The organism is Bradyrhizobium sp. WBAH42 (assembly GCF_024585265.1).
Taxonomy (GTDB): Bacteria; Pseudomonadota; Alphaproteobacteria; order Rhizobiales; family Xanthobacteraceae; genus Bradyrhizobium.
In genome coordinates this window covers 4,774,473-4,800,733 of sequence record NZ_CP036533.1, presented here as the reverse complement: position 1 = coordinate 4,800,733, position 26,261 = coordinate 4,774,473, and the positions used below count along the sequence as shown (strand labels likewise).

Genomic DNA, 26,261 nt, shown 5'->3' with positions numbered 1-26,261 from the left:
CTCTTGAAGGGAGCGGGATCAATCAGAAGCACAGCGTGGTGACGAGCTTGCCCTGCTTGTCCTTGATCGCATAGGGACAGCGAATGCGCTCCAGCGCCTTCTTGGCGTCCTCGTCGCCGAGCGCGGCGGCGCGCTCGTAATAGGCCTTGGCGGCGTCCTTGTCCTTCGGACCGCCGCGGCCTTCCTGCGCGAAGGCCCCCATCCGCTCCAGCGCGCCGGGATGGTTTTGCGCCGCCGCCTTCTCGAACAGCGCGCGCGCCGCGACGTCGTCCTTTGCCCCGCCATCGCCTTCAGACAGCATCAGGCCGAGCTGGTACTGCGCCTCCGCATTGGTCTCGGCGGCCTTGCCGAGCAGCGCGCGGGCCTGGGCGGGGTCGGCCGGCGCCGCGCCGCCTGCACTGCCGAGCGCGGCAAGGTTGCTGACGCCGCGCGGGTTGCCGGCCTGCGCCGCCTTCTCGAACAGCTTTCGCGCCTGCGCCTCGTCCTTGGCGACACCGGCGCCGGTGCCGTAGAGCACGCCGAGCTCGACCATGGCCGCACTGGATCCCTTGTCGGCCGCCTTGCGCCAGGCGGCGATCGCCTCTGCCGTCTGCCGGTTGGCCGCGTAAGCGCGCCCGAGCTCGAACATCGCGCGACGCGAGGCGTTGGCCGCCTGCCTGCAGAATTTGACCGCGGTTGCGATGTCGGCGGACGCGATCTCCGCGACGCCCTTCACGTCGGCCGGCTTGTCGGGATCGCTGGGATCGGCGGCGAGACGGTCGCACAACACGAGATCGGCCGATTGCGCCTGCGCCGTCTGGGGCGCGGCGAAGGCCAGCAGCATGGCAAGGAGGAAAATCCGCATGATCGTCACGTTGCGTCTGTGGCTCGGCAAATTCAAGGCTCGAGTCCCGACTGGCGCAGGACGGGGGCGACCTCGGGCGATGCCAGATAGCGCAGCAAGCGGTCCGCGGCGCCGGCATGTTTCGCATTCGCCATGCGGCCAGCGGAGAACACGGCCGGCGTCTGCAGCTCGCGCGGGATCGGGCCGACCACCTCGATGCCGCCGACCTGCTTCAGCTCGCTGATCTGCTGCACGGCGAGGTCAGCTTCGCCCGTCACGAGCCGCTCGGCGGTAAAGCCCTGCTCGACGATGCTGGCCTTGGCGTTGATCTCTGCCGCGATGCCCATCCGCACGATCAGCTGGGCGAAGTACACGCCGCTTGCGCCGAGCCGCGAATAGGCGACGGACCGCGCGGCGAGCAACGCCTGGCGCAGCGCGGCTTCGTTGGCGACGTCGGGGTGCGCTTGCCCTGCCCGCACGGCGATGCCGACGAAGGAGCGCGCCAGATCCGCTGCGCTCGCGGCGACCACTTGGCCTTCGCCGATCATCTCGTCGAGGCCTTCGCGGGTGAGGATGACGAGGTCGGCGGCCTCGCCCGCGCGCAACCGCTTGAGCAGCGCCAGCGTCGGCGCGAAATCGGCATCGACATGGATGCCGCTGATGACCTCGAAGGCGGTGGACAGGCTCCGCATCGCGCCCATCAGGCCGAGCGTCGAGAGCATGCGGACATTTTCCATTGATAGCTCCCGACGCAATCAGGCGCGATGCATCAGCTTGAGCGCAGCGGTCAGACGCAAGGATCGCTTGCCGGCCAGCGCCGCTGCCTCCAGAACCGCCTGCTCCGCGTCGTAGCTGCCGGAGAAGCCGATTCCGACCTCGTGGCCGCCGAAGATCGGATCGTCCTTGGCCGGCGTGTGCTCCTGGTTGAGGATCTGGCCCTTCCAGCGGCCCTTCGCGGCGGTGTAGCTGCCGAGATAGTAGAAAGCCGCATCGCCGCCGAGGATGCGGCCCTGGTTGAGCAGCATCACCCCGGTGAGCCCGCCGTCGAGGCCGTCGAGCATGCGCAGGTGGATGGAGTAAAGACCGTCGCTGATGCCGGCTTCGCCGACGCCGCCCGCGATCGGCACCTCCTCCTCGGTGATCGGCGTCATGAGCGACTGGAACGGCACGCCCGGCAGCTCCTTGAGCTCGCCCTTGAAGCGATAGAGATCGCCGTCGGCCCAGCCCTTCGCGATCAGGGTCGCATCGTCGGTGCCGGCCATGGCGCGGTAGCTCGGATCGGGATTGTGGCGGACGGTCTTGATGACGACGTCGACGCCGCTGTCGGTCTTCTCGTAGCTGCCGATATGGGCGAAAGCCGAATTGCCGCCGAGCATCTTGCCATTGCCGGCATGCATCACGCTGCGGCCGACGGAATCGCCGAGCTGAAATCTCACCTTGTAGAAGCCTTCAAACACCAGCCGTGTCCCCGGCTCTGCGCGCATCCGGACGCACTCTATCCCGCTTTCGGCGGCGATGGACAAGTTTCGCGGCGCCGGGGCCGACAGGCAGAGGAACAGCTGTCATCACAATGCAAAAATCCGCCGGAGCTTGTCGCTCCGGCGGATTGAATGCCAACCCGGGCCAGCCCCCAAGCCCGGGCCGGGAGGATCTTAGGCCGCGGCCTTTTTGTCGGTCGGCACGGACGAGATCGTCTTCAGGATCTGCGAAGCGATCTGGTAGGGGTCGCCTTGCGAGTTCGGACGGCGGTCTTCCAGATAGCCCTTGTAGCCGTTGTTGACGAAGGAGTGCGGAACACGGATCGAAGCGCCGCGATCGGCAACGCCGTAGCTGAACTTGTTCCACGGCGCGGTCTCGTGCTTGCCGGTCAGACGCTTGTCGTTGTCCGGGCCGTAGACGGCGATGTGGTCCATCAGGTTCTTCTCGAAGGCGGCCATCAGCGCCTCGAAATACTCCTTGCCGCCGACTTCGCGCATATAGGCGGTCGAGAAGTTGGCGTGCATGCCCGAGCCGTTCCAGTCGGTATCGCCGAGCGGCTTGCAGTGGAATTCGATGTCGATGCCGTACTTCTCGGTCAGGCGCAGCATCAGGTAGCGGGCCATCCACATCTGGTCGGCAGCGGTCTTGGAGCCCTTGCCGAAGATCTGGAATTCCCACTGGCCCTTGGCGACTTCCGCGTTGATGCCTTCATGGTTGATACCGGCGGCCAAGCAGAGGTCGAGATGCTCTTCGACGATCTTGCGGGCGACGTCGCCCACATTCGAGAAGCCGACGCCGGTGTAGTACGGGCCCTGCGGCGCGGGATAGCCCGATGTCGGGAAGCCGAGCGGACGGCCGTCCTTGTAGAAGAAATACTCCTGCTCGAAGCCGAACCAGGCGCCGGCGTCGTCGAGGATGGTGGCGCGCTTGTTGGAGGCGTGCGGGGTCTTGCCATCGGGCATCATGACTTCGCACATCACCAGCACGCCGTTGGTGCGCGCACCGTCCGGGAACACGGCGACCGGCTTCAGCACGCAATCGGAGCTGTGGCCTTCGGCCTGCTGGGTCGAGGAGCCGTCGAAGCCCCAGAGCGGAAGCTGCTCGAGCGTCGGGAACGACGCGAATTCCTTGATCTGAGTTTTGCCGCGCAAATTCGGAGTCGGCGTATATCCGTCGAGCCAGATGTACTCGAGCTTGTACTTGGTCATTGAGCCTCTCTGTAGATGATGCGAAAGGTTGGGGGCCTGGCGGCCCCCGCACGTTTTGTACCCGGCCATCATCGGCCGGCCCTTCCCAAGCATTTTGCGTGCCAAAAGGCCGCAGAACGGGCTGTTTTCCACTGCTTCCGGCTCCTCCTCGCCGCGGGCGAGGCCTCCACGGCACCGTGCGTCATAGCCGCGCACCTTGACGTGAAGCTGCACTGCAAAAATCCCGCGGAAAACGCCCGATTCAGAAGCAGCTGACACCGCCCCGCGCGTTGCCGATGAAACGCGCATCAACGTCCGGTAACTTTCGCAAACTCCCCCACCCCTCCCCAGCAACCTTCGGAATGGCCCACGCGTTGGTCAGCGGCAGCGTGCCTTGGAGGATGCAGAAGGCTGCCTGCCTACAAATTGGGCGGAAACTGATTTCCTTTTCAGCACTTTCCAATCCGGGACGAGGGGCCGATATGGGGATTCCAGTAACCACAATCGAACGAGTCGGGCGCACCATGGAGGCCAAGGCGCTTCGACCAAGGAGAATCGCAATGATGAACAATGGTCTGAGTCACGGATCTGCAAAGATCTATCAATTCCCCGTCGGCGGCCGTGCGGCCCTCGCCGGACGCCGCTATGGCGAGACCCGCTTTCCCGCCGATCAGGCTTCGCTGCCAGCGAACGTCTCGATCTGCAGCGATAGCTGGTACCACCAGGACGCGGTCGACGAAGCCAAGCCCAAATGGGAACGCTGATGCCAGCGGCTGGTCCGACAGTGCCAGGCTCTCGCAACCGGCCGGCGACAGTTTGAACAAGGGTCGAAACAACGGCGTTTCGGCCCTTTTCGATTCCAGGCGGCCCCCGGGCTAGATCCCGGGCTTTTCGACCACCGCGCAGGCCGTAACCGGCCGCTTCAGGTGCTTGACCGTGGTGGGCCCGGACTTGGGAATCCTCAGCGTAACTCCCGCCCCCGAATAGCGCGCCCCCGAAACCGCCAGCCGCTTGGCGAGCGCGACCGGCTCGCCGTCGATCTGGAGAAAGGCGCGCTTGTCGCCGTCATAAAACCCGACGATGAACTGCGTACCATCGGCGCAGCGATAGGTTTGGAAGGTCTGCGCATCGGCCTGCCGCCCACCGAGCATTCCGCCCGCCAGCATGCTGACCGTCAAAACAATGGCCTTGTGCCGGCCCATGATCGCCCCCTGTAATAGACCGCAAGATGCCGAACGTGCATCCGGTGGAACCATAACCCAAGCTGATCCCATGCAAGACTCCTCTCTCAAGGACTCCCCTGCCCGTCATCTCGCCCTCCAGGGTGCCAGCAATTTCCGCGACCTCGGTGGCTACCCGACCGCCGATGGCCGCACCACGCGCTGGCGGCACATTTTCCGCTCCAACCATCTCGGCCAACTCACCGCGGCCGACGTCGAGATCGTCCGCGCGCTCGGCGTGCGCAGCGCCTTCGATTTCCGCGGTGTCGAGGAGCGCGCGGCCGGCATCTGCGTCGTGAACGAGATCACGGTGCATTCGCTGCCGATCGAGCCGACCGTCGTGGCCGCGCTGCGCGCCGAGCTCGCGAAGGGCACGCTGACCGCGGCCGTGGCGCTCGAGCTCATGCGCGAGTCCTACCGCAACTATGTCCGCCACAACACCCACAGTTACCGCGCGCTGTTCGGCCATCTGCTGGAAGACCGCGCGCCGCTCGTGATCCACTGCACCGCCGGCAAGGACCGCACCGGTTTTGCCAGCGCGCTGATCCTGCACGCGCTGGGCGTGGCGGACGATGTCATTGCGGACGATTACCTCTTGACCAACCGGCACTACAAGCGCGACCCGTCGAACGCCTCCGATCTGCCCGCCGATGTCCTTGACGCGATCGGCAGCGTCGAGGCCTCTTACCTGGCGGCCGCTTTCGAAGCGGTCGGCAGCGAATATGGCGATCTCGAAACCTATTTGCGCGACGGGCTCAAGCTCGGCACGGCAGAGCGCACCGCACTGAAGGAGCGTTATCTGCAGGCGTGACCCGCGGCGGTAGCCTCAGGCCATCGGCCCGAGGGCTTTGATGATGGCATTCTTGAGCGCCAAGGAAAGTTGTTGGGTGCTCCAATCGTTCTGGTGCAGCTTGTCGGGATCACTCGTGTCGATCAACTGATCGAACGAGACATTGTTCTGCACGTGCCAGTGCCGCATCAGCGACCAACGCCGAAACAAGTTCACACTTGCCTCATTGGCAGCTTCGCGGATCAGCCGGACCATCTTGTCAGCGAGCTCGGCGCGGTCATCCCAAAGCATCTTCGTCACGTATTGCGGATCGATCACCAGAACCTCGAAGCCGCGAGCGCGTAATTGCGCCAGGCCCTTCCTGATGTCCCCGGCAACGATATCCACGTCATACTTGTCGTTATGAAAGACCGCGTTGGTTCCGACCTGCCAGATGACCAATGCCGGATCATCACGAAAAATATCGACATCGAAGCGTCCAAGCTCTTCGGTTGCCTCTTCGCCGCCCTTGCCCCGGTTCAGGACGTCAATCCGGATGTCCGGCCGCGGCACCACATCCTTGAAATACTGCCGCAAATACATCTCCAGCCTATAGGGATACGGGACGACGTCGGCTCGTCCGGCTGTTGACGACGAGCCCATGGCGACGATGCGCACTGGTCCCTTGTCTCCCAACGCCTGTCGGAGCCGCATCAGCGGATATGTCAGGTCGACGATCGCAGCGGGAAATTCGACGGTTGGCAAAATTGTCAGACATGAAATGACCTCCTCAACGATCTAAAGTTGCATTTGTAGCCCAGTCTTGATGTTGCCGCCATTGCAAGCGCAATCCACCCCGCGCAATAGTCAGTGAAGGATAACGATGGAGAGCAATCGTGCAGGGGAAAGTAGTTGTCGTGACTGGCGCGCTCGGCGCACTCGGCAGAGTCGTCGCGGAGATGGCACGGTCCCGCGGCGCGCGGATCGCCGGCATCGATCATGCGCCCTCGCAATTGTCAGAGACACCCCAACGCATCGTGATGGGCGGTGTCGACCTGTCCGACGCGGGGCAAGCGAAGAATGCCGTCGATGCGGCGGCGAAGCATTTCGGCCGGCTCGACGCGTTGATCAACATCGCCGGCGGCTTCGCCTTCGAGACCGTCGGCGACGGCGACATCGCGACGTGGCAGCGCATGCACGCGCTGAACGTCCTGACGGCGCTCAACGCCTCGCGCGCGGCGCTGCCGCACCTTGCCAAGTCCCCGGCCGGCCGCATCGTCAATATCGGCGCCATGGGCGCGCTGCAGGCCGGCAGCGGCATGGGCCCCTATGCCGCGTCGAAAGCGGGCGTGCATCGCCTGACCGAGGCGCTCGCCACCGAGTGGAAGGGCAAGGTTACCGTCAACGCCGTGCTGCCCTCGATCATCGATACCGCGGCCAACCGCGCCGACATGCCGAAAGCCGACTTTTCCAAATGGGTGACGCCACAGGAACTCGCCGAAGTTATCCTGTTCCTCGCCAGCGATGCCGCCAGCGGCGTCACCGGCGCGCTGGTCCCGGTCGGCGGCCGGGTCTAATCGCGTTCCGATCCGACAGTTAGAGACATCGGCTCCGATTCAATAGGGGCCGAGAAGGCTCTAGACTGTCTGCAACTGATTCTCCGATCGGACGTCCCTTGGAAACCGCGCTTTACCTCCCCGTCAAACGCTTCCTCGAAGAGCTCGGCTTCACGGTCAAGGGCGAGATCGGCGGCTGCGATCTCGTCGGCCTCAGCGCCGGCGATCCACCCGTCGTGGTGATCGGCGAGCTCAAGCTTGCCTTCAATCTCGAGCTGATCCTGCAGGCGGTCGATCGCGCGCCGGCCGGCGACGAGGTCTGGATCGCAGCGAAGATGTCCGCGCGCGGCAAGGGGCGCGAGAGCGATGCGCGCTATCGCAATCTCTGCCGCCGCCTCGGCTTCGGCATGCTTGGCGTGACCGATCGCGGCCAGGTCGAAGTGCTAGTGAAGCCGCCGACCGCGGCGCCGCGCCGCGAGCCGAAGGTGCGCTCGCGTCTGGTTGCCGAGCATCAGCGCCGCCAGGGCGATCCCGTGCTTGGCGGCAGCACCCGCGCACCGATCATGACGGCCTATCGCCAGCAGGCGCTGGCCTGCGCGGCGGCGCTTGCCGAGGGGCCGAAACAGGTGCGCGCGCTGCGCGAACGCTGCCCCGATGCCGGCAAGATCTTGCTTAACAATGTGTATGGCTGGTTCGAACGCGCTGAGCGGGGAATCTACCGGCTCACCGAAGCCGGACACGCCGCCCTGAAGCGTTGGCCCCAGCAACGGGTGGAGGTCGGCGCAGGTGCTGCGTCACCGCTGTGACACCAGACCGGTGCATAGCTGAGATGCCACACCGATTCCATATTGCAATGCAACATTGGCGGCACTAGGTATCCGGCATCGAAATGAGGCCGTTATGAGCGCAGACTGGAATACCAAATATGGCACACGGCGCGTGCGCCACGATCCTCCGACCCTCGACGAGGCGATCTTCGCTGCGATCGGCATCACCGACGACCAGGCGCAGCAGGCCGAGATCGCCGCAGCCTTGATGGGGATGCCGCTCGACGTCGTCCAGGCCGAGGTGAAGAAGCAGGCCCGCGCCAACAGCCGCATCACGGCGACGCGCGTGATCGCCGGCGAACAGGGCGCGCAGCGCTCCGTGGTGGTCGAACGCCGCGTTGTCCGCCGCTTCGGCGCCGCCACACGCAGCTGAGCATCCATTTCATCTCATCGCACGGAACACGAAAGCGGACCGGCCTGGGCGGTCCGCTTTGTGATTCCTGTGCGCAATTTCCGGGCTATGCAGCCCGATTGCCGTACATGCTCGAGATCAGCTTCCAGCACGTGCTGTTGAAGCTGAGAAGAGCGCGTCCGGCCGTGAACGGCGAGGCCGCCAGATCGGCAAGCTCGGCCTCGGGCGTCTTGGCGAGGTCGATCGTGCCGGTCGATTCGCCGTGGCGGAAAGCCAGATGGGCCCCGAACTTCCTGGCGAGCGCCCGCATCGCGTGATTCTCGGCACCCGTCGTGATGCGCAGCCGCTTGTAGCCCTTCCAGCGCGCCTCCGCGATCAGGCGGCGGAACAGCACGGTGCCGACGCCCTGGCGGCGCGCGGAGGCTTCCACGCTGAAAGCGACCTCCGGCAAGGAATCGTCCTCCGGGGGATGCAACTCAGCCGCACCGCGCACCACGCCGTCGACCATATAGGCAACGATCACGGTGCCGTCCTCGGCGCAGCGGGCGGCGTAGCGCTCGATGAAGCTGTCGTCGAGAAAGCCGTTGAAACGGTCGTGCCGGCTGGCGGCATCGAGCCTCAGCAGGTGATCGCGCAGGAGCGGCAATTCTTCCTGCTGGATCAAGGTCCGTACATAGCCGGGAACGGTACGGACGGTGTCTTCAAGTACCACGTCAGAAACTCCTCTTGGTGTCCCTCGAGGAGGCGTTCGAATCCCTAGGCCCCCAATATTGTGCATCGCACCATGATTTTCAAGACGGGAACCTGCCCAAGATTCGGGCACCGACGCGACTAATTCGTTAATAAAATCAAAATGCTGTAGTCACAGTACCAGCTGCGTCTGGGTCACCACCGCAACCAGCTTGCCGTCCTGGGTTTCCAGCCGGGTGGTCCAGACCTGGGTCCGCCGGCCCCGGTGCACCGGGGTGGCAGTAGCGATGATTGTGGCCCCCTCCTTTGCCCCGCCGATGAAATTGGTTTTGCTCTCCAGCGTGGTCGTCCCCTTGGCGTCCTCGGGCAGATTGATCACGGTCGCCGCCGCGCCGACGGAATCGGCCAGCGCCATCACGGCCCCGCCGTGGATGGTGTGGTGCAGCGTGCAGAGATCGGCCCGGACGGTCATCCGCGCCACTACGCGGTCCTTCTCCGCCTCGACAAACTCGACGCCCTTGAGCTCGGCGAACGGCATCTTCATCGCTTTAAGTTTCTCGAGCGGCGTCATCGGAACTGCTCCCAATTGGTTGTTGCCTCAGCGTGAGTTGCCCCGCGCGGCGAAGCAATGACGTCCGAGGTAATGGCGGTGCTGACGTCCTCACGCAATGCCATACTCTCGTGTCCCGGACGCGCAGCAACGCGAAGCGTTGCTGCGCTGCGTCCGGGGCACGAGACCGCCTCACGTCACCGCGTTCACCACCTGGTACTCCGGCCGTCGCCACACCTCCCCTGAAATCACCTCTTCGATGATCTCCGCCGCCCGGATGATCTCATTCTCTCCGACATAGAGCGGCGTCAGGCCGAACCGCATGATGTCAGGCGCGCGGAAATCGCCGATGACACCACGGGCGATCAGGGCCTGCATCGCGGCGTAGCCGCCGTCGAAGGCGAACGAGACTTGCGAGCCGCGGCGCTCATGATCGCGCGGGGTGACGAGCTTGAGCTGCGGACAATGGCGCTCGACTTCACTGATCAGGAGATCACCCAGCGCCAGCGAACGCGCACGAACCTCCGCGATGTCGACTTTGTCCCAGATATCGAGCGAGGCCTCCAGCGCCGCCATGGCGAGCACCGGAGGGGTGCCAACGCGCATGCGTTCGACGCCGCCCGCGGCCGCATAGGCAAGCTCGAACGCAAACGGTTTTGCGTGGCCCATCCACCCCGACAGAGCGGCGCGAGCGCTGTCGGCATGACGCGGCGCGACGTAGAGGAAGGCCGGCGCTCCGGGACCCGCGTTGAGATATTTGTAGGTACACCCCGCGGCGAAATCGGCGCCGCTCCCGGCGAGATCGACCGGCAGCGCGCCGGCGGAATGGGCGAGATCCCAGAGGGTGACGATGCCGAGCGCGTGCGCTCTCGCGGTGAGCTTTGCCATGTCGTGGCGACGGCCGGTGCGGTAGTCGACCTCGGTGATGTACAGAACGGCGGTCTCGTCGGACAACGCGCCCTCGATCTCCTCAGGTGCCACCAGACGCAATTGATGGCCGCGCCCAAGCGTCGCGATCAGGCCCTCGGCCATGTAGAGGTCGGTCGGGAAGTTGCCGGTGTCCGACAGGACGATCTTGCGGGACGGGGTCATGTCGAGCGCGGCGGCGAGTGCCTGATAGACCTTCAGGGACAGCGTGTCTCCGACCATCACCGAGCCGGCCTCCGCACCGATCAGCCGCGCGATGCGATCGCCGACATGGCGCGGCTGGACATACCAGCCTGCGGTGTTCCAGGCGCGGATCAGCTCGTTGCCCCACTCCTCGGTGATCACGCGGTTGACGCGCTCGGCAACGCCCAGCGGCAGCGCACCGAGCGAATTGCCGTCGAGATAGATCAGGCCGTCAGGCAGATGGAACAACGCTTTGGTGTCGTCGTAGACGCGAAGCCTGGTCATGGACATCCCTACAGAATTGTACGCACGCGCCAGAGCTCGGGAAACAGCTCGACCTCGAGCATGCGCTTCAGATAGCTCACGCCGCCGGTGCCGCCGGTGCCGCGTTTGAAGCCGATGACCCGCTCGACCGTGGTGACGTGGTTGAAGCGCCAGCGCCGGAAATAGTCCTCGAAATCGACCAGCTTCTCGGCCAGCTCGTAGAGCATCCAGTGCGTCTCCGGCGCCTCGTAGACGATACGCCAGGCCTGCAGCACGCCTTCGTTGAAGCTGTGCGTCTCGCGAACGTCGCGCGCCAGCACCGCCGCAGGCATCTTGAGCCCGTTGCGGTCGGCGAGCCGCAGCACCTCGTCATAGAGGCTTGGCGTCGCGAGCTCGGCTTCGAGCAGCTTGACCGTCTCGGCATCGTGCGCGTGCGGCTTCAGCATGGCGTGGTTGCGGTTGCCGAGCAGGAATTCGATCAGTCGGTACTGGCGTGACTGGAACCCCGAGGATTGACCGAGCTGCGAGCGGAAGCGGGTATACTCGCTGGGCGTCATGGTCCGGAGTACGTCCCAGGCGTTGTTGAGCTGCTCGAAGATGCGCGACATCCGCGCCAGCATCTTCATCGCGGGGGCAACCTCGTCTTTGGCGATCGCGCGGCGCGCAGCGCTGAGCTCGTGGATGGCGAGCCGCATCCACAACTCCGTGGTCTGATGCTGGATGATGAACAGCATCTCGTCATGCGCCTCCGACAGCGGGTGCTGCGCGCCAAGAATCGCATCCAGCGCAAGGTAGTCGCCATAGGACATGCGCCGGGCGAAATCGGTCTCGGCGCCTTCGCTTGCAGGATCGTAATCGCGGGACGTCATGGCGGGTCCTTTCGATCGATCTTCCCGGCTTTGCTCAGTCGAGGCCGATCAGGCGGGCAGTGATCGGCGAGCACGGCTCCTTCAGCCCGTCAATCACGGTAAAATGGTTGAGACCGGGATCGATGACGAGGTGCGTCGGCACGTCGAAGCCGGTCCAGATATTGGCCATCAGATCGGACTGGCGGATGAATTCGGGCCGCTCGCTGCCGCCGACCCAGGCCGTTACGGGCGAATGCCCCCGCGGCAGATGCAGCGCCGCGCTTTCGAGGCTCGCCTCCTCCATGGTCATGCGCAGCGTGTCGTTCATCTTCGTCTTGAGCAGCGGACGCAGATCATGCAGGCCGCTGATCGAGAGCGTGCCGGCGATGCGGTTGAAGACAGCAGACTCGAGCCGGCTGTCGTCGCACAGCATGCGCGTGACGAGATGGCCGCCGGCGGAATGGCCGGCGAGCCGGATCGGCCCTGAGACCAGCGATGCGGCTTTGGCGATCGCGGCGGTGATTTCCGCGGTGATATCGGAGATGCGTGCAGCCGGCGCCAGCGTGTAGCTCGGCAGCACCACCGTCCAGCCATGATGCCGGGCACCTTCGGCGAGGTCGGTCCAGGCCGACTTGTCGAAGCGCATCCAGTAGCCGCCATGAACGAAGACGACCAGACCCTTGCTGTCGCCGTCAGGCAGGATCAGGTCGAGCTTTTGACGCTCGCCGGCGCCGTAGGCGATGTCGGGACGAAATTCCTTCAGCCCGGCGCGGTAGGCCGCCGCCCGCTCCGCCCACAGCGCCGGCATCTTGTCCGAGCCCGGGATATGGGCCGAATTGGCGTAAGCGTCATCCCAATCGCGCATCGTTGCTCCCGAGGACTCGTCCGACGAACCGGACGCCAGTCTGCCACCGGGACGCCCGCTATCCTAGTCTTTCTTTTAAGCTTAAAGGAGTTGGCGAAGCCCGTGTTTCGGGCACAGGGCGGCAAGATGTTTCTCCTCACCCTGAGGAGCTGCGAAGCGGCGTCTCGAAGGGCGAGGCCACCGGCCGTGCCTTCACCCTTCGAGACGCTTGCTCCGCAAGCTCCTCAGGATGAGGACCTAACCGCCGTTCCGTCATTGCGAGGAGCGCAGCGACGAAGCAATCCAGGCTGCCGCCGCCGAGAGATGCTGGATTGCTTCGCTGCGCTCGCAATGACGGCGGAGAGGCCTACGCCTCCTCCACGCCGCACCATTCCGCGATGAACAGCGCCATCGCCTTGGTCGCCTTCTTCAATGAATCCAGATCGACGAACTCGTTGAAGCCGTGCATCTCGCCTCCGCTGGCGCCAAAGCAGAGGCTCGGGATGTCGTGGTTGAGGCCGTAGAAGCGCGTGTCGGTCAGTGCCGTGAAGACGAGATCCTCTGGCGCGCCGCCATAGACCCTGTTGAAGGCCTTGCCGAACGCAGCCTCGGGCTCCCTAGCATTGGTCAGCTCATAGCCTTCCGACAGGAAGCCGGACCACTCGACCTGCGGCGGATTGTTGGCGAGGAAGCGGTGGTTGCGCGAAGCGGCGGCGACGCAGGCCATGATCTCCTTCTGGTGATCGGCGATCGACCAGCCCGGCAACACCGCAATCCGGCAGTCGACATCGCACCAGGCCGGCACGCTCGAGGCCCAGTCGCCGCCCTTGATGACGCCGGCGTTGAAGTTGACGGGATGGTCGATCGTCTTGAAGTGACGGTCGGCCTTGGCGCGCTCGTTCCATTCGATCTCGAGCTTCTGCAGCGCCTGGATCAGGTGATATGCCGCCATGATGGCGTTCGCGCCGGAGCCTGCGAAGGCAACGTGGGTCGGGTGTCCCTTCACGCGGAGGCGAAACCAGATCACGCCAACCTGCGATCGCACCATCTTGCCGCCGGTCGGCTCCGGAATGAAGCAGGCGTCCGCGCGATAGCCGCGCTGCAGGGTGGAGAGTGCGCCGACGCCGGTGCTCTCCTCCTCGATCACCGATTGAAAATGGATCCGCGCCGTCGGCCTGAAGCCAGCCGCCTTGATCGCGTCCAGCGCATAGAGCGCACCGATCGTCCCGGACTTCATGTCGCAGGCACCGCGGCCGAACATCTTGCCGTCCTTGATGACCGGCGAGAATGGCGGCGTATCCCACAATTCGAGCGGACCCGCCGGCACCACGTCGCAGTGCCCTTGCAGGATCAGCGACTTGCCGCCATTGGTTCGCGGGCGGTAAGTGCCAACCACGGATCGCGCCTTCGAAAAGTCGTGCTCGATCGGGCCGAAGCCGCGCAGATCTTTCAAATCCTCGACATCGATATGCCAGTCGTCGACCTCGTAGCCGCGTTCGCGCAGGAGATCGCCGATCATGTCCTGGCAGGGTCCCTCCGCCCCGCGGGTCGAAGGGATCGCGACGAAATCGCTTGTAGTTGCAAGCTGAGCTTCGAAGCCGTTGTCGACGGCGTCAAGAATCCTCTGCTGCGTTTCGGCATTCATTCGGGCGACTCCAGACATTCCAATGGTCCCAAGGAGCGCGCAAACTAGCCGATTTCAGCCGTTCGGGTACTCCAGAAAATATGCATCCCGCAATGCATCTTCGAGCAGCCGGCCTTCGGAATAGCCGTTCAGCGTCGCAGGCCGGCGCACACCATCGAGCAGGCGCGGACACGGTTCCGGGGCGCCGAGCACGGTGCGGACCGGAATGCGCTCCGCATAGATCGGCAACGCATAGTCCTCATCGTCGTCGGCGACACCCTTGCTCCGGATCTTGGCCGAAGCTTCCTCGATTTCCATTGCGATGAACGACGTTGCCTTGATTTCCTGTGTGGTGCTCTGTCGCAGGCCGGCGGTGCGATCCGGGAAGAAGCGATCGACCATCGCGATCACCGCCCGCTCCTTCTCATCGGGGTCGGTGACGAGATAGGCCGTGCCGAACGCCATGACGGCGCGGTAGTCGGCGGAATGGTTGAAGCCGCAGCGCGCCAGCACGAGGCTGTCGAGATGGGCGACCGTCAGGCAGACGCGCTCGCCCCTGCTCTGGTTGCGCAGCATGCGGCTGGCGCTCGATCCGTGCCAGTAGAGCTTGGTGCCCTGCCGCCAGAAGAAGGTCGGCGTGCAATAGGGCTGGCCGTCGATCGCGTAGGAGACGTGGCACAGCATCGAGGAATCCAGGATGCGATGAACCGTGTCGTGATCATAGAATCCGCGGTCGTGCCGGCGCTTCACCTGGTTGCGTGCCGATGTCGGATAGGAAGTCGAGGTCTCGGTCTGGCTCACGGCCGCTCCTGCTCGGATAGAAGAAAATCCGGAGCAGTTGTAGCGGCGCATTTGGTCTGCGATAGTTCCAATTCCATGCAAAAAATTCCGACCAATTCATCCTCCCGAGCCAAGCCCGAGCTTCCGCTCGATCTCGCCGGCCCTCATGTCACGGCCGGCGCATCCGCCGCGCACCGGCTCTATCAGGCGCTGTGCGAGATGATCGTCTCCGGTCTGGTCAAGCCGGGCGAGCCGCTGCCGCCGTCGCGGACGCTGGCCAGGCAGACCGGCTTCCGCCGCAACGCCGTCGTCACCGCCTATGAGCGCCTGATCGCCGACGGCTTTGCCGACGCAACGGTCGGCTCCGGAACGTTCGTCGCGGCGCGTATCCCCAAGCGCGCCGCCGAGCCCAACAAGCCGAAGGTGGTTCTCGAAGCGCCAAAGCAGGGCGCGTTTGCGCTCGGCTGTACCCATATCGACGAACGCGCCGTGCAGCGCTTTCGCGCTTTTGTCGGCCGCCGCATGCGGGCATTCGGATCGGAGCACCTGCATTATGGCGACCCTCGCGGCAGCCGCGAGCTGCGTGTGGCGATCGCCGACCATCTGTTGTCCGCGCGCGGATTGCGTTGCGATCCCGACCAGATCATGTTGACCTCTGGCACGCTCCACGCGCTGCGCATCGTGCTGAGCGCGATCCTGAAATCCAGCGACCAGGTCTGGTGCGAGGACCCGGGCTATCCCGCCGCCCGAAAAACCATCGCCCATTGCGGCTATCGCACCGTGCCTGTCCAGGTGGACGAGCACGGGATGCGCGTCGCCAAAGGCCGGATCGCGGCGCCGTCCGCACGCGCGGCCTACGTCACGCCATCGCACCAGTTTCCGCTTGGCGTGCAGATGTCGATGCCGCGGCGGCTCGAGCTTCTGGACTGGGCGAAGCAGGCCAGCGCATTCGTGCTCGAGGACGATTACGACAGCGAGTTCCGCTATGACGGCGCGCCGCTGATGTCGCTCGCCGGCATCGATCGCCTCCAGCGCGTGATCTATCTCGGCACATTTGCCAAGACGCTGTTTCCGGGCCTGCGCATCGGCTATTGCGCCCTGCCCGAACGTCTGATCGCAGACGTGACGGCAGCGCGCGCGGCGCTTGACCGCTTTCCCGGCACACTGATGGAGGGCGCGGTGGCGGACATGCTCAATTCCGGCGCCTTCGCCGCGAACCTGAAGCGCGTGCGAAAACTGTATCGCGAGGCGCGCGACGTGCTCGCCGGGACGCTGGAAGTCGCATCCGACGGCGCGCTTTCGGTGCCGGTACCGTCACAGGGCCTGCATCTTGTCGCCCGGTTCGATCCTGCCGTCGATCCGGCGGTTGCGGCGCATGCCAAGCAGGCGGCCGGCGCCGAAGGCTGGCTATTGGCCGACACCTATTCGCGCGGGCGTCCCCTCCCCGGCTTCGTGCTGGGATTTTCCGGACATCCCATGCCACAGCTCGTGGCCTCCGCCGAACGTCTCGCAAGGGAATCGCGCGCGGCATTGGGCGCAAGGGGAAAATCGGCCCGCCGCGCGTGACGAAGCTTCACTATCAGAATCGCCCGCCGCTCCCTAGATTGCGGCATCGATCCGGGACCTCACATCATGCCGCTGCGCCACGCGACCTGCCTTTCGTTGCTGATCGCCATCGCGCTTGCCTCGACCGCAAGCGCCGCCACCATCGGACGCGAGCAGGACATCGGCGATCTGAAGCTCGGCCAGCGTGTGCTCGTGGATGACGGAACCTGCCCCGCCGGCCAAGTCAGGGAAGTGCGCGGCGCGAAGATGACCGATAAGGGAGTCTCGCGCACGAGCTCCTGCGTGCCGCGGCACGGACCGAAAACGAAGTGAGGATCCGGGAAGCTATTTCGCCGGATCGAACATGCACTGCAGGGTCGGTTTGGCGATCTTGGTGAAGGTCGGGCCGATCTCGCTCTGCTTGGAGGCCGGCACCCAATCGGTCTCGATGGTGGGCACGCCGGTCTCGCTGATGCCCCGCAGCAGCGCTTCGCGCAGATCGCGATCCTCGACGGCCGCGGCGGCGTGATCGTGCAGGCAGCCACAGACCTCCTCCGGATGCTCCCAGCGGCCGAGCATGCGCGGCGCGCACTGGCGAACGAATTCGCCGCGCGGATCGGGTAGCCTGGAAGGTGAGCGGACCTGCGCCTGAACGGAGCTGATCGTCAGAAGGGACACGAACGCTGCGGCGCAGAGACGAAGCAACATGATGGGCTATGCCGGCTGTTGTTGTGTGCGGTCAGAAGCGCGCAGCTATCATGATCGGCTGAGCGGCCGGAACCGCAACGGGCGAGCCGCTGTACTGGAAGGTGCCGACACCGGGGAGATTGCCATCGGGCGCACCCGCCAATGAGGGGCCGGCGAGAACGAGACCGAAAGCAAGGATGAAGCTGAGCGCGCGCATGATGTGTGTTCCAATTCGGTGGCCGGCGGTGCGCCGTCGTCGTTATGAGCCTGATAACCATGGGCGGTTTCGCGCGTGATGCGCGAAAAGCTGAAAATGGTTTCGTCTTCGTGAGAATTGTTTCGTCCCGGGCGCGGCGACGAAACAAATCTCGGAAAATGCCAGTTATATCAGACAGGTCTCACGGCAGGTCAAAGTCGCCCGCTAAGTTCCGGTGCCGGTACCGATATGCGCCCCGCGCAGCTGTCGTCATGCCGCCGCCGCGCGCGCTTCACACGCATTTTACGTTTTTCTGGTGAAAGGACGGGCAAAAGAAGGCTGGATCCTGTTGAACCGGGGTTGGTTCAACGACGACCCAAGCCATCGAAACCGAGACGCCCGGATCATCGGGCGCATTCACGTGAGGGATGGCCATGATCGCGGGAAATCGCGCAACGCCGCGCGATGAAAATCCACCGACGGATCGCGGAGATCAACCAATCATTCGCGGCAGCGCCGGCGCAATGGCGCTGCAATCGAACCGGGGCTTCGAGGCGGCGCCGCAGACATTTGTGCGGCTGACCGGGTCGCGGCTTGCTGCGCCGCGCGATCGCCACCGGGTGAACGCGACCGCGTCACAGGAGTGAACGACGCGCGTCACTGCGTGAAGAACTCGCCGCACTTCTGGACGTTTGCGTCCGCCGGTCCCCAAGGCATGATCGGCACGGTCGAGGTCGAGTTCTTGGGCGAGCCTTCGATCAGCTTGTCCGAATAGACCATGTAGACCAGCACGTTGCGTTTGGTGTCGCAGCCCCGCACGATCTGCATCTTCTTGAAGAACAGCGACCGGCGCTGGCGGAACATGTCGTCGCCCTGCTCCATCTTGTGCTTGAACTTGATCGGACCGACCTGGCGACAGGCCAGCGAGATATCCGAGACCTCCTCGGCGAGCCCGAGCCAGCCCTTGAAGCCGCCCTTCTCCGGCACCGTGAAATGACAGGCGACGCCCTCGACCTCGGGATCGTCGAGACCATAGGTCGCGAGCTTGTCATTCGGGCTCACCCATTTGAACACGGTGGAACGGCGGAAGATCAGATCGGGCTCATCGGCCGCGGATGCCGACGCCGTTGGCGCGATCAAAGCCAGGAGGAATAAAGCGAGGGCTTTCAAGCGGATGCTGGAAAGACCGGGGAAACGAGATGACATGAAGGTCTCCGGTAACAAGTCCCCGCAATGTAGGAACGCAAACGGCGGTCAGGAAGGCGGCGGAGGGGCGGACGCGGCCGCCGTTTACCGCTCCGTGAGGCTTTTTTGCTACGCCTTGAACAAAAGTAGCTGATGGCAGAACCGCGCTGCTGGTGAACGCGTATCCCCTTTGCGAAGACTAACGTCTGATTTGGATTATGGATTCGAGGATGAACAGCGTGAACGGGTCGGGTTCTTCTGCCAAGCCGGTACGGCTGTGGCAGGTCGCCATTTTGACGGCGGCGGGCGCGATCGGCGCGACCAGCCAGGCAGACGCAGCATTTTATTATTGGACCGACTATTCCGACGGGTCCTACTACGCCCGGCAGGAGCGACTTCCCGAAATACCGCGCCAGAAGCCGCAAAAGCGCGGCGCCGCAAGCAAGAAGGAAGTCGTCGAGAAGGAAGCCGGCACCAAGCCGCAAGGCCCGCTCGTCATCGTCGTCTCGATCGAGCGGCAGAAGGTGACGGTCTACGACAAGACCGGCGTGTTCGCGGAATCACCGGTGTCGACGGGCATGAAGGGCCACTCGACGCCGATGGGCGTGTTCAGCGTCATCCAGAAGCACAAATTCCATCATTCCAACATCTATAGCGGCGCGCCGATGCCGTACATGCAGCGGATCACCTGGTCCGGCGTCGCGATGCATGCCGGCGTGCTGCCGGGCTATCCGGCCTCGCATGGCTGCATCCGCATGCCCATGGCGTTCGCGATGAAGATGTGGAACTGGACCAGGATGGGCGCGCGCGTGATCGTGGCGCCCGGCCAGATGTCGCCGCAAAGCTTCTCCCATCCCCTGCTCGCCTCCATGCGCGTGCCGCCGCAGCCCGCCGCGAGCCTCGCGCCGCAGACCAATGTCGCCGACAAGGCCGATAAAGGCACGGCCGAAGCCAAGCCGGTCGAGACCAAGACGGCCAGCGCCGAGAGCGTGCTCGAGCTGCGCACCTCCGTCGGCCACGCCGTGCTGTCGGACGTGACCGCCGGCAATGCGGCTGCGCACGAGGAAGCCGCCGCACCGGCCGCCGAGGTCAAGACGGCCGAAGCATCCGAAGCGGCCAAGCCCCAATCGGAAGAATCGGCCAAGCCGGCGAGCAACGACAAGCCCGCCGACAAGGTCGAGACCGTCAAGACCGAGCCGGCCAAGACCGAGGCGGTGGACCTCGCGAAGACGCCCAATCAGGCCAATGCACCGGCGCTCGCCGCCGCACCCGATGCGAAGAAGGACGAGGGCCGCGTTGCCGATCCTGCGGCGGCGGCGAAGACTGAGGCGCCCAAGCGGGCCGGCCAGATTGCCGTCTTCATCAGCCGCAAGGATTCCAAGCTCTATGTGCGGCAGAATTTTGCGCCGCTGTTCGAGGTGCCCGTCACGATTGCCGCGAGCGACCGGCCGCTCGGCACGCATGTGTTCACCGCCGAACTCGACAAGGCCGATGCCAACGCGCTGCGCTGGTCGGTGGTGTCACTGCCCGTCTCCGCCCGTTCCGCGGCGCGCGAGGACGACAGCCGCTTAGCGCGCCGCCAGCGCGGCGCAGCCGTGATCCCCGTTGCCGCAAAACCGGTGGTGACGCCGGACAGCCCGGCTGAAGCCCTCGACCGCATCTCGGTCCCCACCGAGACGATGGCGAAGATCAACGAGATGCTGACGTCAGGCGGCTCAATCATCGTTTCCGACCAGGGCATCAACCAGGGCGAGACCGGCGAAGGCACCGACTTCATCGTCCGCCTGTACTAGCCCGCACGCAGCGCTCGATAACGCGGTGTTGACGCGTGAGGTCGCAGTGGCGGAGTAATCTGCCCTCGGATCGTCTCGGGGGACGCCGTCATGATGAATCGCAGGACCGTGCTGAGCGTCACGCTTGCAGGCGCATTCGCGCCTGTCACGCGCGCCCTCGCTGATAGCGGGATGAGCCGGGTCTCGGCCTACGCATTCTCCTTTCCCGCTTTGTCAGGCGACGACATCCGCCTCGCAGCGTTCACCGGCAAACCGCTGCTGGTGGTGAACACGGCCTCGCTCTGTGGCTACACACCGCAATATGCCGGTTTGCAGGAGATCTGGAACGAGTTTCGCGGGCGCGGCCTCACCGTGATCGGCGTGCCCTCCAACGATTTCGGTGGCCAGGAGCCCGGCGGTAGCAGCGAGATCACGCAGACCGCGCACCACCAATATGGTGTTACCTTCCCGATCACGGCCAAGGCGACGGTGGTCGGTGCGAGAGCGCATCCCTTTTACAAATGGGCCGCCGAGGCTCGACCAAAGGAAGTTCCGCGCTGGAACTTCCACAAGTACCTGATCGGCCGCGACGGCTATATCGCCGAGGTGTTTCCATCCGCCGTCGAGCCGGCCGACACGCGGATCAAGACTGCCATTGCCAGAACCCTGGCCGACACGTGACGCAGGTGCACGCCATCCGGTTGGGCACAATTGCGGCGGGGCATCAAACAGCCGTTGCAATGGCGATGGCCCACCATCTAGGCTAGGATGGGTTTGGGGCAGGACGGTTTTGGCCGCAGGCGAAAAGCCGCGGCGGAACAACGGGATCAATCTCGAGGACAACACCATGCGTGTGGCGGCAGGACTGATTTTAGCAGGTGCGATGTCGGTTGCGATGACCGGCGCCGCATGGTCGCAGACGCCGGCCGCGAAGCCCGCAGCCGCGCCGCAAGCCGCGCCGGCGGCAACACCAGCGGCTGCGACGCCCCCTGCAGCTCCAGCGCCCGCTCCGGCGGCTGCGGCGCCAACGGGCTTCGTCAATCCACCCCCGCCGAAACAGGCGCCGCAGCCGGCCCGCGCGGCCTGCAACACACCGGGCGCGCTCGGCGTCGCCCGCACCGTCGAGATCGACACCACGGGCGGTCCCGGCTTCGGCTTCGAGCATTTCAAGGAGCTCGACTTCCTGCGCGACAAGGAGGTGGTGCTGACCTTCGACGACGGCCCCTGGCCGAAGAACACGCCCGCCGTACTGAAGGCACTCGCGGACGAATGCACCACCGGAATCTTCTTCACTATCGGCAAGCACGCGACCTATGAGCCGGAGATCCTGAAGCAGGTCTACGCGGCCGGTCACACCGTCGGCGCCCACACCTGGTCGCACGCCAACCTCAACAACAAGAAGCTCAACGACGCGCAGCGCAAGGACGAGATCGAGAAGGGCTTTGCGGCGGTGAAGTGGGCGCTCGGCGGCATCTCGCCTGCGCCGTTCTTCCGCTTCCCGGCGCTGCAGCATCCGCCGGAGATGGTCACCTATCTCGGCAACCGCAATGTCGGCATCTTCTCCTGTGACATCGACTCGTTCGACTTCAAGGCCTCCAAGCCCGAGAAGGTGGTCGAGACCGTGATGAAGAAGCTCGAGACCAGGGGCAAGGGCATCGTCCTGATGCACGATTTCCAGAAGCACACCGCGGAGGCGCTGCCCGAGCTGCTCAAGCGGCTGAAGGCCGGCGGTTACAAGGTGGTGGCGATGCGCGCCAAGTTCCCGGTCTCGACGCTGCCGGAATACGACCAGGAGCTGCTCAAGGACATCAAGCTGCCGACGGTGAGCCAGCGCCCGGTCAATTCCGTGGTGACGACCGTTTCCGAATAGAAGGCCATTGTCTTTCCGCTTCGAAGGCTACGTCATCGTCTCGGCGGACGGCATGCTTGCCGACGCCGGTCGCGTCATGCCCGACAGCCTGAAGTTCGAAGGCGACAAGCTGTTCTTCGAGCAGGCGCTGGATCGCGCCGCGCTGATCGTGCACGGCCGCAACTCGCACGAGCAGCAGCCGAATTCGGCCAAGCGCAAGCGGCTGATCCTGACCCGCAAGATCAGGGACCTCACCGTCGATCCGGAGATGCCGAACGCGACGCTGTGGAATCCGGCGCATGCGAGCTTCGAACAGGCCTGCGCCTTCGCCGACGTCGCCTCCGGCATGGTCGCCATCATCGGCGGCCCGGTCGTGTTCGACATGTTCATGGACCGCTACGACACGTTCTGGCTGTCGGAGGCGCCGCATGTGCGGCTGCCCGGCGGCGAAGGTTGCTTCGTCGGCGTGCCCCAGCGGACGCCGCATGACGTACTGGCTGCGCACGGGATGAAGCCGGGCGCGCCGTACCTTCTCGACGCGGCGCACGAGGTGACTGTGACTCCGTGGCGGCCGGGTTAGCCTCTCGGGATTACCCGACGTCGCTCACACCGAAGGCTCCGATTCAAACTGGCAAAACAACCCCATGCACAGTACCGGCAATAGAATACCATTGCGTACCTTGCTGCTTTCTTGTGCGGAATCAGCCGAGCCGCCGCCCCCCACCATATCGAGACCGCGTGCAGCGCCACACCCGCGCCGCGCGCCGCCGAGAGCGGATTTGACCGCTAGACGTCGCCGTAGGCCGCTTCGGCCGGACGCGTGGTGCGGCCGTAGCCGATGATCATGCACAGCGCGCCGATGATCGACAGGTTCTTGAGCGCGTCGACCAGCATCTTGGCGTTGTCGGGAGCCGCCATGTTCCAGAAATCGTAGAACAGGACGGTCGCGACGGCGACGTAGACGATCAGCAGCATGGCGAAGAAACGCGCGCCGAAATTCAGCGCGATCATCAGCCCTGCGATGATCTCGAGCCCGCCGATCGCGATCGCCAAGAGCTGCGGCGTCGTCATGGCGGTCGCCGTCTCGATCTGCTTGGCGTAAGGCGCGATGACGTCGGGCACCACGAGCTTGGCGGCGATGACGTCGGCGGTCGCTTGGATGGCAAAGAGCTTGGTCGCGCCCGTGTAGATGAACAGCACGGCGAACAGGATTCGCCCGAAAGTCACGAACGCTGGCATGATCGGCCTCTTGGCAAAGCGCTACCGCACGGAACGCTTAAGTCGATTATGAAGAGTCCGTTTGGGCTTTTCAAACGGGGAAATGGCGAGCTGAAAGGAATTCAAAGGTGGCGGTTTCTTCCCTTCTCCCCTTGCGGGAGAAGGTGGCTCGCCGCGAAGCGGCGAGACGGATGAGGGGTATCTATCAGCATGGGGAATCTCGCGAGATCCGGACTCGCGGAAACAACCCCTCATCCGGCGCCATAGCCGAAGCTTCGCTTCGGCGTTCTTGAGAACGGCGGCCGAAGGCCGCCTACGCCACCTTCTCCCGCAAGGGGAGAAGGGATTGCACCTCCAGCGCCGTGAGAGCCCGGCCCTTACGTGAACAACGTGGGCTGCTGCCGCGAGGCGCGTTCCTGCGCTTCCACCACGGCAACTGCGGTCATGTTGAGGATGCCGCGCGCCGTTACCGAGGGGGTGAGGATGTGCGCGGGGCGCGCCGGGCCGACCAGGATCGGGCCGACGGGCAGCGCGTCCGCCAGCGACTTGATCATCTGATAGGCGACGTTGGCGGTATCCAGGGTCGGCATGATCAGGATGTTGGCCTCACCCTCGAGCTTGGAGTGCGGCAGCACCATTCGTCGCGCAGTGGCGGAGAGCGCGGTGTCGCCCTGCATCTCGCCGTCGGCTTCGATCTCCGGATGCTTCTCTCTCAAGAGCTGCGTCGCCCGCCGCATCTTGCGCGAGGATTCGGTGTCGTAGCTGCCGAAATCCGAATGCGAGACGAAGGCGATCTTGGGCTTGATGGTGAAGCGCTGCACGTGGACCGCGGCGAGCGAGGCGATCTCGGCGAGCTCCTCCGCGCTCGGGTTGGGGCGAACCTGCGTGTCGGCGATGAAGAAGGCGCCCTTGCTGGTGATCAGCAGCGCCAGCGCCGCGTAGTCGCTGATCCCCGGCGAGAAGCCGACGATCTCGCGGACGTGGCGCAGATGGCTCATATAGCGGCCCTCGACGCCGCAGAGCATCGCGTCCGCCTCGCCGCGCGTCACCGCAAGCGCCGCGATGACCGTATTGTTGGTGCGGACCACCGTGCGCGCCGCATCCGGCGTCACGCCACGGCGGCCGGCGACCTCGACATAGGATTGCACGTAGGAGCGGTAGCGCGGATCGTCCTCGGGATTGACCAGGTCGAAATCCTTGCCCGCCCTGATCGAGAGGCCGAAGCGCTTGAGGCGCGCCTCCACGACCGAAGGACGGCCGACCAGGATCGGCCGCGCCAGCTTCTCCTCCAGCACGACTTGCGTGGCGCGCAGCACGCGCTCGTCCTCGCCTTCGGCATAGATCACGCGCACCGGCTGGGTCTTGGCCTTGGCGAACATCGGCTTCATGACGAGGCCGGAGCGGAAGGCGAAGCGCTCGAGCAGCGCCCTGTACTCGTCGAAATTGGTGATGGGCCGCGTCGCGACGCCCGATTCCATCGCCGCCTTCGCCACGGCCGGCGCGATGCGGAGGATCAGGCGCGGGTCAAACGGGCTCGGAATCAGCGAGCCCGGACCGAAGCCCTGCGTCTCGCCGGTGTCGAAGCCCTGCGCGACGGCATCCGACGGCGCTTCGCGCGCGAGCTGCGCGATGGCCTCGACGGCGGCGTGCTTCATCTCCTCGTTGATCGCGGTGGCGCCGACGTCGAGCGCCCCGCGGAAGATGAAGGGAAAGCAGAGGACGTTGTTGACCTGGTTCGGGTAGTCCGAGCGTCCGGTGCAGATCATGGCGTCGGGCCGCGCCTTGCGCGCCTCTTCCGGCATGATCTCCGGTGTCGGATTGGCGAGCGCCATGATCAGCGGCTTGTCGCCCATCGCCTTGGCCATCTCCGGCTTGAGCACGCCGGGTGCCGAGAGCCCGATGAAGATGTCGGCGCCGCCGATGACGTCGGCGAGCGTGCGCTTGTCGGTCTTCTGCGCATAGACCGCCTTCCAGCGGTCCATCGAGGTGTTGCGCCCTTCATGCACGAGGCCGTCGATGTCGCAGACCCAGATGTTCTTGCGCTGCGCGCCCATCGAGACCAGCAGGTTCAACGTCGCGATCGCGGCGGCCCCTGCCCCCGAGGCCACGATCTTGACGTCGGACAATTTCTTGCCGTTCAGCCTCAGACCATTTGTGATGGCGGCGGCAACGATGATGGCCGTGCCGTGCTGGTCGTCGTGGAAGACCGGAATCTTCATGCGCTCCTTCAGGCGCGCTTCGATCTCGAAGCATTCCGGTCCGCGGATGTCCTCCAGATTGATGCCGCCGAAGGTCGGTTCGAGCGCGGCCACGGTCTCGACCACGCGGTCGATGGTGTCGGCGGCGATCTCGATGTCGAACACGTCGATGCCGGCGAATTTCTTGAACAGGACCGCCTTGCCTTCCATCACCGGCTTGGAGGCCAGCGGACCGATATTGCCGAGGCCGAGCACCGCGGTGCCGTTGGAAACCACGGCAACCAGATTGGCGCGGGTGGTCAGCGTCGCGGCTTCAGCCGGGTTCTTGGCGATCTCGGTGCAGGCCGCGGCGACGCCCGGCGAATAGGCCAGCGCGAGGTCGCGCTGATTGGCAAGCGGCTTGCTTGCCTGGATCTCGAGCTTTCCAGGGCGCGGCAGACGATGGTAGGCGAGCGCCGCCTGGTGGAGATCATCAGAATAGGACGACATGCGGTGTCTCGCCTCGCGTTACCGGCCTCAAAATGCATGATCCGGGGCTGCTGTCCAAGCGAACCGTATTTCCGGGTCATGGAAGGGCGATGAAGCACGCCGGGCGCCTCGGTGGCAACATCCGATTGCGCCCCCATCAACAGGGCGCGCCGTCAAATATTTGAAAAGCATAGCTTTCCCTGGACCGCGCGACTTTTTC

30 protein-coding genes are annotated in these 26,261 nt (G+C 64.8%); 12 read left to right on the top strand and 18 right to left on the bottom strand.

The features are described 5' to 3' along the window. Positions 1–22: 22 nt before the first annotated feature. The 4 genes from DCG74_RS22325 to DCG74_RS22310 form a co-directional block, all read right to left on the bottom strand. Entirely contained in the window at positions 23–844 is an 822-nt protein-coding gene (locus DCG74_RS22325) for a tetratricopeptide repeat protein (protein WP_172788503.1), read from the bottom strand. A 32-nt stretch (positions 845–876) separates the two neighbouring features. Further along, positions 877–1,560 carry a substrate-binding domain-containing protein gene (locus DCG74_RS22320; protein ID WP_172788502.1) on the bottom strand — a complete coding sequence of 228 codons (684 nt, stop codon included), beginning with the start codon at positions 1,558–1,560 and terminating at the stop codon, positions 877–879. Positions 1,561–1,578: 18 nt separating this feature from the next. Further along, complete coding sequence (locus tag DCG74_RS22315; protein ID WP_172788564.1) at positions 1,579–2,280, bottom strand: GrlR family regulatory protein; 702 nt, start codon at positions 2,278–2,280, stop codon at positions 1,579–1,581. A 195-nt stretch (positions 2,281–2,475) separates the two neighbouring features. After that, positions 2,476–3,510, bottom strand: coding sequence for a glutamine synthetase beta-grasp domain-containing protein (locus DCG74_RS22310; protein WP_172788501.1), 1,035 nt, complete (start codon positions 3,508–3,510; stop codon positions 2,476–2,478). 539 nt (positions 3,511–4,049) lie between these two features. Here DCG74_RS22310 and DCG74_RS22305 point away from each other — a divergent pair. Beyond that, a complete protein-coding gene (locus DCG74_RS22305) occupies positions 4,050–4,253 on the top strand; it encodes a DUF2735 domain-containing protein (RefSeq protein ID WP_172788500.1) in 204 nt (67 codons plus the stop codon). A gap of 111 nt (positions 4,254–4,364) precedes the next feature. Here the strand turns inward: DCG74_RS22305 and DCG74_RS22300 are convergent, their stop codons facing one another. Then, positions 4,365–4,691 carry an MliC family protein gene (locus tag DCG74_RS22300; protein WP_172788499.1) on the bottom strand — a complete coding sequence of 109 codons (327 nt, stop codon included), beginning with the start codon at positions 4,689–4,691 and terminating at the stop codon, positions 4,365–4,367. Between the two features lie 70 nt (positions 4,692–4,761). Here DCG74_RS22300 and DCG74_RS22295 point away from each other — a divergent pair, with 70 nt between their 5' ends. Then, positions 4,762–5,520 carry a tyrosine-protein phosphatase gene (locus DCG74_RS22295; RefSeq protein WP_172788498.1) on the top strand — a complete coding sequence of 253 codons (759 nt, stop codon included), beginning with the start codon at positions 4,762–4,764 and terminating at the stop codon, positions 5,518–5,520. A 15-nt stretch (positions 5,521–5,535) separates the two neighbouring features. Here the strand turns inward: DCG74_RS22295 and DCG74_RS22290 are convergent, their stop codons facing one another. Beyond that, positions 5,536–6,156 carry an SGNH/GDSL hydrolase family protein gene (locus tag DCG74_RS22290; RefSeq protein ID WP_257187383.1) on the bottom strand — a complete coding sequence of 207 codons (621 nt, stop codon included), beginning with the start codon at positions 6,154–6,156 and terminating at the stop codon, positions 5,536–5,538. A 218-nt stretch (positions 6,157–6,374) separates the two neighbouring features. Here DCG74_RS22290 and DCG74_RS22285 point away from each other — a divergent pair, with 218 nt between their 5' ends. From DCG74_RS22285 to DCG74_RS22275, 3 genes are all read left to right on the top strand, one after another. Next, complete coding sequence (locus DCG74_RS22285; RefSeq protein WP_172788497.1) at positions 6,375–7,055, top strand: SDR family oxidoreductase; 681 nt, start codon at positions 6,375–6,377, stop codon at positions 7,053–7,055. A 98-nt stretch (positions 7,056–7,153) separates the two neighbouring features. Further along, complete coding sequence (locus DCG74_RS22280) at positions 7,154–7,840, top strand: DUF2161 domain-containing phosphodiesterase (RefSeq protein WP_172788496.1); 687 nt, start codon at positions 7,154–7,156, stop codon at positions 7,838–7,840. A 94-nt stretch (positions 7,841–7,934) separates the two neighbouring features. Beyond that, a complete protein-coding gene (locus tag DCG74_RS22275; RefSeq protein WP_172788495.1) occupies positions 7,935–8,234 on the top strand; it encodes a hypothetical protein in 300 nt (99 codons plus the stop codon). An 85-nt stretch (positions 8,235–8,319) separates the two neighbouring features. Here the strand turns inward: DCG74_RS22275 and DCG74_RS22270 are convergent, their stop codons facing one another. The 7 genes from DCG74_RS22270 to DCG74_RS22240 all read right to left on the bottom strand — a co-directional run bounded on the left by DCG74_RS22270 (position 8,320) and on the right by DCG74_RS22240 (position 14,944). Beyond that, positions 8,320–8,925, bottom strand: a complete 606-nt coding sequence (locus DCG74_RS22270) for a GNAT family N-acetyltransferase (protein ID WP_172788494.1) — start codon at positions 8,923–8,925, stop codon at positions 8,320–8,322. A 150-nt stretch (positions 8,926–9,075) separates the two neighbouring features. Next, positions 9,076–9,474 (bottom strand): PaaI family thioesterase, encoded by a 399-nt coding sequence (locus DCG74_RS22265; RefSeq protein WP_172788493.1) that lies wholly within the window; start codon positions 9,472–9,474, stop codon positions 9,076–9,078. 171 nt (positions 9,475–9,645) lie between these two features. Beyond that, positions 9,646–10,848 (bottom strand): kynureninase, encoded by a 1,203-nt coding sequence (gene kynU / locus DCG74_RS22260; protein WP_172788492.1) that lies wholly within the window; start codon positions 10,846–10,848, stop codon positions 9,646–9,648. Positions 10,849–10,856: 8 nt separating this feature from the next. After that, positions 10,857–11,696, bottom strand: a complete 840-nt coding sequence (kynA, locus tag DCG74_RS22255) for a tryptophan 2,3-dioxygenase (RefSeq protein WP_172788491.1) — start codon at positions 11,694–11,696, stop codon at positions 10,857–10,859. Positions 11,697–11,730: 34 nt separating this feature from the next. Beyond that, positions 11,731–12,540 carry an alpha/beta hydrolase gene (locus DCG74_RS22250; RefSeq protein ID WP_172788490.1) on the bottom strand — a complete coding sequence of 270 codons (810 nt, stop codon included), beginning with the start codon at positions 12,538–12,540 and terminating at the stop codon, positions 11,731–11,733. Between the two features lie 346 nt (positions 12,541–12,886). Then, positions 12,887–14,164, bottom strand: coding sequence for an ArgE/DapE family deacylase (locus DCG74_RS22245; protein ID WP_172788489.1), 1,278 nt, complete (start codon positions 14,162–14,164; stop codon positions 12,887–12,889). Positions 14,165–14,218: 54 nt separating this feature from the next. Next, positions 14,219–14,944, bottom strand: a complete 726-nt coding sequence (locus tag DCG74_RS22240) for a pyridoxamine 5'-phosphate oxidase family protein (protein ID WP_172788488.1) — start codon at positions 14,942–14,944, stop codon at positions 14,219–14,221. Between the two features lie 75 nt (positions 14,945–15,019). On the opposite strand from DCG74_RS22240, the gene DCG74_RS22235 reads away from it, so the two are divergent. Further along, positions 15,020–16,489 (top strand): PLP-dependent aminotransferase family protein, encoded by a 1,470-nt coding sequence (locus DCG74_RS22235; protein ID WP_172788487.1) that lies wholly within the window; start codon positions 15,020–15,022, stop codon positions 16,487–16,489. A gap of 66 nt (positions 16,490–16,555) precedes the next feature. Beyond that, positions 16,556–16,801, top strand: a complete 246-nt coding sequence (locus DCG74_RS22230; protein WP_172788486.1) for a DUF6719 family protein — start codon at positions 16,556–16,558, stop codon at positions 16,799–16,801. A 12-nt stretch (positions 16,802–16,813) separates the two neighbouring features. On the opposite strand, the gene DCG74_RS22225 is transcribed toward DCG74_RS22230, so the two are convergent. Both DCG74_RS22225 and DCG74_RS22220 read right to left on the bottom strand, forming a co-directional pair. Further along, positions 16,814–17,176: a hypothetical protein gene (locus tag DCG74_RS22225; protein WP_025035902.1), complete on the bottom strand. Its 363-nt coding sequence runs from the start codon at positions 17,174–17,176 to the stop codon at positions 16,814–16,816. A gap of 31 nt (positions 17,177–17,207) precedes the next feature. After that, complete coding sequence (locus tag DCG74_RS22220; RefSeq protein ID WP_172788485.1) at positions 17,208–17,372, bottom strand: hypothetical protein; 165 nt, start codon at positions 17,370–17,372, stop codon at positions 17,208–17,210. 413 nt (positions 17,373–17,785) lie between these two features. Between DCG74_RS22220 and DCG74_RS22215 the strand changes: the two genes are divergently transcribed. After that, positions 17,786–17,998: a hypothetical protein gene (locus tag DCG74_RS22215; RefSeq protein WP_172788484.1), complete on the top strand. Its 213-nt coding sequence runs from the start codon at positions 17,786–17,788 to the stop codon at positions 17,996–17,998. A 10-nt stretch (positions 17,999–18,008) separates the two neighbouring features. Here DCG74_RS22215 and DCG74_RS22210 read toward each other — a convergent pair whose 3' ends face one another. Further along, positions 18,009–18,557 (bottom strand): CreA family protein, encoded by a 549-nt coding sequence (locus DCG74_RS22210; RefSeq protein WP_172788483.1) that lies wholly within the window; start codon positions 18,555–18,557, stop codon positions 18,009–18,011. Positions 18,558–18,766: 209 nt separating this feature from the next. On the opposite strand from DCG74_RS22210, the gene DCG74_RS22205 reads away from it, so the two are divergent. The 4 genes from DCG74_RS22205 (at position 18,767) to DCG74_RS22190 (ending at position 22,737) form a co-directional block, all read left to right on the top strand. Further along, the gene (locus DCG74_RS22205) at positions 18,767–20,329 is read left to right on the top strand and encodes a L,D-transpeptidase (RefSeq protein WP_172788482.1); all 1,563 of its coding nucleotides are present in this window, start codon (positions 18,767–18,769) and stop codon (positions 20,327–20,329) included. A gap of 90 nt (positions 20,330–20,419) precedes the next feature. After that, complete coding sequence (locus DCG74_RS22200) at positions 20,420–20,989, top strand: glutathione peroxidase (RefSeq protein WP_172788481.1); 570 nt, start codon at positions 20,420–20,422, stop codon at positions 20,987–20,989. A gap of 166 nt (positions 20,990–21,155) precedes the next feature. After that, complete coding sequence (locus DCG74_RS22195) at positions 21,156–22,178, top strand: polysaccharide deacetylase family protein (RefSeq protein ID WP_172788480.1); 1,023 nt, start codon at positions 21,156–21,158, stop codon at positions 22,176–22,178. A 7-nt stretch (positions 22,179–22,185) separates the two neighbouring features. Continuing rightward, positions 22,186–22,737 (top strand): dihydrofolate reductase, encoded by a 552-nt coding sequence (locus DCG74_RS22190; protein WP_172788479.1) that lies wholly within the window; start codon positions 22,186–22,188, stop codon positions 22,735–22,737. A gap of 206 nt (positions 22,738–22,943) precedes the next feature. Here DCG74_RS22190 and DCG74_RS22185 read toward each other — a convergent pair whose 3' ends face one another. Both DCG74_RS22185 and DCG74_RS22180 read right to left on the bottom strand, forming a co-directional pair. Continuing rightward, positions 22,944–23,396, bottom strand: a complete 453-nt coding sequence (locus tag DCG74_RS22185; protein ID WP_172788478.1) for a DoxX family membrane protein — start codon at positions 23,394–23,396, stop codon at positions 22,944–22,946. Between the two features lie 356 nt (positions 23,397–23,752). Next, entirely contained in the window at positions 23,753–26,062 is a 2,310-nt protein-coding gene (locus DCG74_RS22180; protein ID WP_172788477.1) for an NADP-dependent malic enzyme, read from the bottom strand. Positions 26,063–26,261: the final 199 nt, after the last annotated feature.